At 69.2% G+C, this 6,120-nt stretch carries 8 protein-coding genes; 2 read left to right on the top strand and 6 right to left on the bottom strand.

The window, feature by feature from the left end; genetic code table 11:
* Window positions 1-211: nitroreductase family protein (locus U9977_RS24950; RefSeq protein WP_322751723.1), on the bottom strand; the 211-nt coding region annotated here is incomplete at its 3' end.
* A 33-nt stretch (window positions 212-244) separates the two neighbouring features.
* The gene (locus U9977_RS24945) at window positions 245-379 is read right to left on the bottom strand and encodes a hypothetical protein (protein WP_322751722.1); all 135 of its coding nucleotides are present in this window, start codon (window positions 377-379) and stop codon (window positions 245-247) included.
* Window positions 380-627: 248 nt separating this feature from the next.
* Between U9977_RS24945 and U9977_RS24940 the strand changes: the two genes are divergently transcribed.
* Together U9977_RS24940 and U9977_RS24935 are read left to right on the top strand one after the other, a co-directional pair.
* A complete protein-coding gene (locus U9977_RS24940; RefSeq protein WP_322751721.1) occupies window positions 628-942 on the top strand; it encodes a hypothetical protein in 315 nt (104 codons plus the stop codon).
* A gap of 649 nt (window positions 943-1,591) precedes the next feature.
* Window positions 1,592-1,984: an SCO5389 family protein gene (locus U9977_RS24935; protein ID WP_322751720.1), complete on the top strand. Its 393-nt coding sequence runs from the start codon at window positions 1,592-1,594 to the stop codon at window positions 1,982-1,984.
* Here the strand turns inward: U9977_RS24935 and U9977_RS24930 are convergent.
* From U9977_RS24930 to U9977_RS24915, 4 genes are read right to left on the bottom strand one after another with little or no spacing between them, the layout of a single operon-like run.
* Window positions 1,974-2,864 carry a metal ABC transporter permease gene (locus tag U9977_RS24930; protein WP_322751719.1) on the bottom strand — a complete coding sequence of 297 codons (891 nt, stop codon included), beginning with the start codon at window positions 2,862-2,864 and terminating at the stop codon, window positions 1,974-1,976. The genes U9977_RS24935 and U9977_RS24930 overlap by 11 nt on opposite strands.
* Entirely contained in the window at window positions 2,861-3,799 is a 939-nt protein-coding gene (locus U9977_RS24925) for a metal ABC transporter permease (protein WP_322751718.1), read from the bottom strand. Before U9977_RS24925 ends, U9977_RS24930 begins: the two co-directional genes overlap by 4 nt.
* Window positions 3,796-4,623: an ABC transporter ATP-binding protein gene (locus U9977_RS24920; RefSeq protein WP_322751717.1), complete on the bottom strand. Its 828-nt coding sequence runs from the start codon at window positions 4,621-4,623 to the stop codon at window positions 3,796-3,798. The genes U9977_RS24925 and U9977_RS24920 overlap by 4 nt, the downstream gene beginning before the upstream one ends.
* Window positions 4,620-5,585, bottom strand: coding sequence for a metal ABC transporter solute-binding protein, Zn/Mn family (locus tag U9977_RS24915; RefSeq protein WP_416210772.1), 966 nt, complete (start codon window positions 5,583-5,585; stop codon window positions 4,620-4,622). The genes U9977_RS24920 and U9977_RS24915 overlap by 4 nt, the downstream gene beginning before the upstream one ends.
* Window positions 5,586-6,120: the final 535 nt, after the last annotated feature.

Genomic DNA, 6,120 nt, shown 5'->3' with positions numbered 1-6,120 from the left:
ACTGCGTGACCGCATGATCGTCGCATGCGGTCACTGCGCATGCGGCCAACTCAAGGGCGGTCGCGACCAGGTAAAGATTTTGCAGCGCGATCCCCGCGTCGACATGCAGCGTCCGGTAGTGACGGATCGGATATTTCACGAGGGTGGTATCCAGCCGCGCAACCAGGAGAATCATGGCGGGCGCCCGCTGCGCAAACTCGGGTTGGACCAGTACCGAGCGCAGCGCCGCCGTCGGGTCACCGGATCAGGTTGTCTCCAAGTAGTGGCCGTCGGCCTCATAGCGAAACACCCCGCCGAGCACGACCTCACGGGCTGGGGGGCCGTTGAGAAGGCGCTGGATCCGCAGAATGTCGCCGATCGCGTTTGTGATGTCACTCATGGGCGTTTCCGAACGTCGGATGGGTGCCGGGCAGGCAGCAGCCGCTCGGGCATGTGTCCTTCTCCCCGTATCTGGGAACGAACTCAGCCATCGGCGTCGCACGCCAGCGGGCGGCGTCGAGCGGGCCTCGCGCCACAGCGTGTTGTACAGCCGATATGAAAACGATTTCCGTTAGCTTAGCGGCTCGCCGGGGACCGCGTCGGTCAGATCGTCCATGCTGCCATCCACCACACACCCCAGGAGAAGCTGTGACCACCGCAACCACGCACGCCCCGCGCCACAGCGTCACCGAACACAGCCACGGGGCCGGGTGTGGGCATGTGGCAGTTCCCCACAACGACCACGTCGACTACGTCCACGACGTCCACGACGTCCACCTGCACCGTTCACACGAGGACCACTACGACGAGTGCGAGCCCGCCGAGCACAAGGAGCACGGCGGGCACACCCACACCCACGGCGACAGTTGTGGGCATGTCGCCGTGCCCCACGGCGATCATGTCGATTACCTGCACGAGGGGCACCGCCACGCCGCCCACGACGGCCACTGGGACGACCACTGACACCCCACCCGGCCTGACTCCGGTGGTGGACAGACGGTGGACAGGGTGGTCAGACCGCTGGGCCGTCGGTGCTGTCGGGTGCCGTGCGGGCCGCCGGGACCAGCCCGGAGGCGGGCCGGAAGGCGGGGTCGATCTGGGCGGAGAGATCCACGTCGGGACCGTGCCGCCAACGTGGTGGCCGAGGCGCACGCGTTCGGCGAGGTCGGCTGCCCCAGGCGTACGACCTGCTTCACCGCCGCTTGTCCACTGACAACCACCGCCCGTCCGCCACCGGCCGCCGCCAGATCCTTACTGCGGATCACGCGGTGCGGATCACACGGTAAGGATGTGAATCTCGTGCTGCTCCAGTAGCACCCGATTCACATCGTTAGAGCGCCCGGCAATAGGGGCGTGGATCAAGGAACGGGGCTGGGGTGCGGGCATCGCGAGGCGGAGGAGGGAGGCACCCTGGTGTTGGGTGTCGACTGACGACAACGTGGTGAGGTGCGTGCCTCAGCCCCGCGACGCAGCGTCCCCTATTGCCGGGCGCTCTAAGCCTCTCATGGTGGGCCCGGCCGGATGAACACGCGACTGCAGCCCATATTGACAATGGTTGTCAAATCGGAGATAGTCGATGTTCCAGCGTGTCGCTGCGACAGGAGGATCAGTCATGTCCTTGACCGTGTCCCCGGATCTGCTCGTCCAAGCCGAAGCCGGCCATGTCGACCAGGAGGCGTTCCTGGCGTGTGTGCGCGAGTCGCTGCCCTACGCCTACGGGCTGGTCGAACGGCTCGCGGGTGAGCTGCCGGCCGCCGGGCGCGACTTCGCGGACAACCTGGTGCCGCCACCGGACGACGCAGCGCAGGGGCAGTTGCTGCGGGCGATGGCAAGTACCGCGATCCGCAGCTCGCTGGAGCGGCGTTTCGGGGTGGCGTTGGCATTCCAGAACTGCCACCGGCTGGCCGTGTTCCGCCCGGCCGCGGTGGGCGGCGAACAGTACCGCCGGTTCGTCTCCGCGGAGAGCCAGCTCCTCAACCAGCAGCCCGGGTTCGTCAACTGCTGACCGTCACCTGGCGGGGGACGCCGGCCGCCGGCGGTGGGTCTGGGTGCAGCGTGTGCGCTCGGCGTGCGGTCAGCGAGGTGGCGCCCAGGGTGGCGGTGTAGACGGCGGTGGCGACGGCGATGATGGCGAAGCTCGGCGGGACCCGTGGTGCGAGGTAGCTCATCGTCAGTCCGGCCCACGTCACCGCGACCGCGAGCCCGACAGAGATCCACATTCCGTGGTAGGGGCGGGTGGTGAGCCGGTGGGCCGCGCCGGCGGGCGCGGCGAGCAGGCCGAGTAGCAGCAGTGCGCCGACGGCCTGGGTCGCCTCGGCCGTGGTCGCCCCGACGAGGCCGAGGAAGCCGATGCCGAGGAGGCGGACGGGAACACCCTGGGCGGTGGCGACCGCCTCGTCCAGGCTCGCGAACAGCAGCGGACGTCCGATCGCGACCGTGGCGACGCAGATGGCCGCCCCGACCACGGCCGCCTCCCAGGCGTGGGACGGCGCTAACCCGAAGATCGAGCCGAACAGGATGGTCACTCCGGCGGTGCCGTTGCCGGTGCTGCGCCGGGTCGTGTACAGGGTGAGGAAGAGCACCCCGAGCCCGAGTATCCAGGCGAACACGCTGCCGATGACGACGTCGTCGGCCCGGCCACGGCGGCCCAGCACCCCGAGTACGCATCCGACGGCGATGGTGGCGGCGAACAGGCCGACGCGGGCGTCGATGCCGGTGGCCAGGGCGGCGAGCGCACCGGTGAACGCCACGTGGGACAGCGCGTCACCGGTGAACACCTGCGCGCGCAGGACCAGGAAGTAGCCGACGAGGCCCGCCGCCGCGGCGATCCCTGTGCCGGCGAGGAAGGCATGCTGGATGAACGGATGGTCGAACATCGTGATCATGCCGGTGCTCCCGCCGTCCGGGGGCCGCGGGCGGCCCGGCCGAGCATGTCGTGGACACCGACGGCCAGGCGGGCGAGGAGGTACAGACCGAAGGAGAAACTGGTGATGAAAAAGCCGATCGGATACGGCGAGTAGTAGGCCACCGTCAGCCCGGCCCAGGTGACCAGCACCCCGAGGAGCACCGTGAGGGTCAGGCTGAGCACCGGCCGGGCGGTGAGGACCTGCGCGGTCGCGGCCGGGATCACCAGCAGGGTGAAGACCAGCAGGGTGCCGGTGATCTGGCTGACCTCGGCGGTGGCGGTCCCGAGCAGGATCAGGAATGCCGTCGACAGGCCCCGCACAGGCACCCCGGCGGCAGTGGCCACAGCCGGGTCGAGCGAAGCGAACAGCAACGGACGCCCGATGACCGCCAGCACGACCAGGACGACGAGGGCGAGCACGGCCAGGGTGCGGACCATCCCGCTGGTGATCCCCAGGAAGCTGCCGAACAGCAGTGCGTTCACCCCACCGAGGAATCCCTGGTAGAGGCTGACGAACAGGAACCCGCAGGCGAGGGCGAACGCCTGGACGGTGCCGACGGCGGCCGACTCCTCGGACCGTCCGGCGCTGCCCCCGGCGCTGCCCCCGCCCCCGCCCGCCGCCGGGATGGCCGCGATGGCCAGCGCCGCGGTGAGGCAGAAGGCGAAATAGCCGTAGGTCGCGCCGACGCCGAGCCAGATCGCCCCGGCCGCACCCGGAAAGCCGGCCATGGCCAGGGCGTGGCCGGCGAACGTCTGACGGCGCAGGATCATGAACCAGCCGATCACCCCGGCGGTCACCGCCACGACGGTTCCGGCCCGGAACGCGTTCACCATGAACGGATAGGCGAACATCGCCCGGATGTCATCGGCCAGGTCCCACGAGAGGCCGGCCTCAGTCGTTGCGGCGACGATCATATCCGGCCGGTCCCACTGTGGCGGTCGACATGCACCGCGGGCGCTTCGGGCTGGCCGACGACCACGAGCCGTCCATCCGAGGTGGTCAGCACCTCGATGGGGGTGTGGTAGAGCCGGCTCAACGTCGCACTGGTGATCACGTCAGTGGGTGTTCCCGACACCGAACCGCCACCGGCGAGGTAGATGACCCGGTCAAGACTGGAGAGAATCGGGTTGACGTCGTGGGCGACCATCAGCACTGTCACCCCCGTCTGGCAGATGTCGCGGATGAGGGCCGCGACCGCACCGGCGTTGTACAGGTCAAGGCTGTCCAGCGGCTCATCGAGAAGCAGGAGCCGGGGCCCGCGGGCGAGCGCCTGAGCGATCAGCAGTCGCTGCTGCTCCCCGCCGGACAGCCGCCCGATCGGCTGGTGGGCGTAGCCGGCGGCGCCGACCAACTCGACCAGCTCGGCGACCCGTCCCCTGGCTGCCCGGCCGCGACGTCCGCCGGGCACGGGCAGGCCCCACCGGTGGCCGTCCAACCCGAGGCGGACCACGTCCAGCCCGCGGATCCGCACCGACGGATCGAAGCTGCGCCGCTGCGGCAGGTACCCGATCTCGGCCCGGGCCTGCCCGGGTGGCCGGCCCAGTACCACCGCCTGCCCCGCGGACAGCGGCAGCAGCCCGAGCGTCGCCTTGAGCAGGGTGGACTTGCCTACACCGTTGGGGCCGAGGATCGCGACGAACTCCCCGGCCGCCGCCTCGACGTTGACGCCGCTCCACACCACCCGCCCACCGAGGCGGACCGCGGCGTCCCGGAACACCGCCGTCGCCGTTCCTATCATTTTCCGGTGGCCTGGGCCAGCGCGGCACGCAGGCCTTCCAGCTGGGCGACCTGCCAGTCCTGGAAGGACGTGCCGGCTGGGGTGAGTGTCTCGGTGATGGTGGTCACCGGGATACCGGCCGCCTTCGCCTCTTCGACCTGACGTTGGACGTCCGGGGTCGCGTTCTGGCTGTTGTACACGTAAACTTTGATCTTCTTGCCCTTGATCTGGTCGTCGATGGTGGCCTTGTCCGCGGCGGTCGGATCGGTGCCCTCCGAGATCGCGCGCAGGAACGCCGGTGGGGTCAGCAGGTCCAGTCCGAGGGCGGGGGTCAGCATCGCGAAGATGCTCTCCGACGCGCCGACCGGTGTCCCGCCGTAGGTCGTCTTGATCGTCGCAATGACGTCGGTGTACGGCTTCAGCGTAGTGGCGGTGAAGGACGTCCGCTGTTGGTCGAAGTAGCCCGCGTCCGCCGGGTCGATCTTCTTGTAGTCCGCGGTGACCGTGTCGATCACCTTGGCGACGTCCCCCGGGTTGTACCAGCGGTGCGGGTTGTCCCCGTCCGTCGCACCGACCAGGTCACCGACGGTCAGTACCGTCCGTCCATCTGTCGGGTTGGCCGCCACCAGTTTGGCCGCCCACGGGTCGTAGCCGACACCGTTGTCGATGAACAGCCGCGCACCGGCGATCGCCCGGCCGTCGGCAGGCGTCGGCTCGTAGTCATGCGGATCGGCGTCCGGGTTGTCGATGATGCTGGTGACCGTCACCCGCGCACCGCCGAGCTGAGCGGCGATGCTGCCCCAGAAGTTCTCGGCCGCCACAACCGTAATCTTCCTACCAGCGGCACTGCCACCGGCGGCGCTGTCCCCGGTACCACCCGGCGAGGATGTCCCGCATGCCGCGACGGCCCCCACCACCGCACATGCGGCCACCACGCCCAGGCGCAGGGTCCACCGACGCGGTACCGCAGCCGCACCTTCCATGACCATGATCTCCTTGCTTGCTGTCAACCGGATGCACTATCCGTACCGGGATCCATTTTCACCAAATCTAGCTGATAATGGAAACCGTTACAAGTTCGGGTAGTGGGCGGGGCGCGGACGCGTGCCGGATGTGCAGGTCGGCGAGTGGGGGCCGGCGGCCAGCCGCGCGGCTGTGTGGCCGCGGTGGCAGCAATATCTTGGTGGGTAGCCGGCCCGGCACGAGTGGATGGTTGACATACATTTTCCGCCCGAAAACGGGCGCCTTCTGACGTCTTCCTTCCACTCGTCGCACCGCATGGAATGCGGATCAAGGAGTGGGGTTGGGGTGGATGCGTCGCGAGGCGCCGCCTGGCGCCGGCACGTACCCCGTCCACCGCTTCGCGCTGGCCGGGGACCCCTCGTTGGACGAACGTCCGGCGCCGACCGCCAAGAGCGCCCGGCAATAGGGGCGTGGATGAAGGAGCGGGGCTGGGGTGCGTGCATCGCGAGGCGGAGGAGGGAGGCACCCTGGTGTTGGGTGTCGACCGACGACAAC

This window comes from Protofrankia sp. Cas8 (assembly GCF_963555845.1).
Lineage (GTDB): Bacteria > Actinomycetota > Actinomycetes > Frankiales > Frankiaceae > Protofrankia.
Note: the sequence above shows the minus strand (reverse complement) of the source record. Positions and strands in the feature narration are given on the sequence as shown.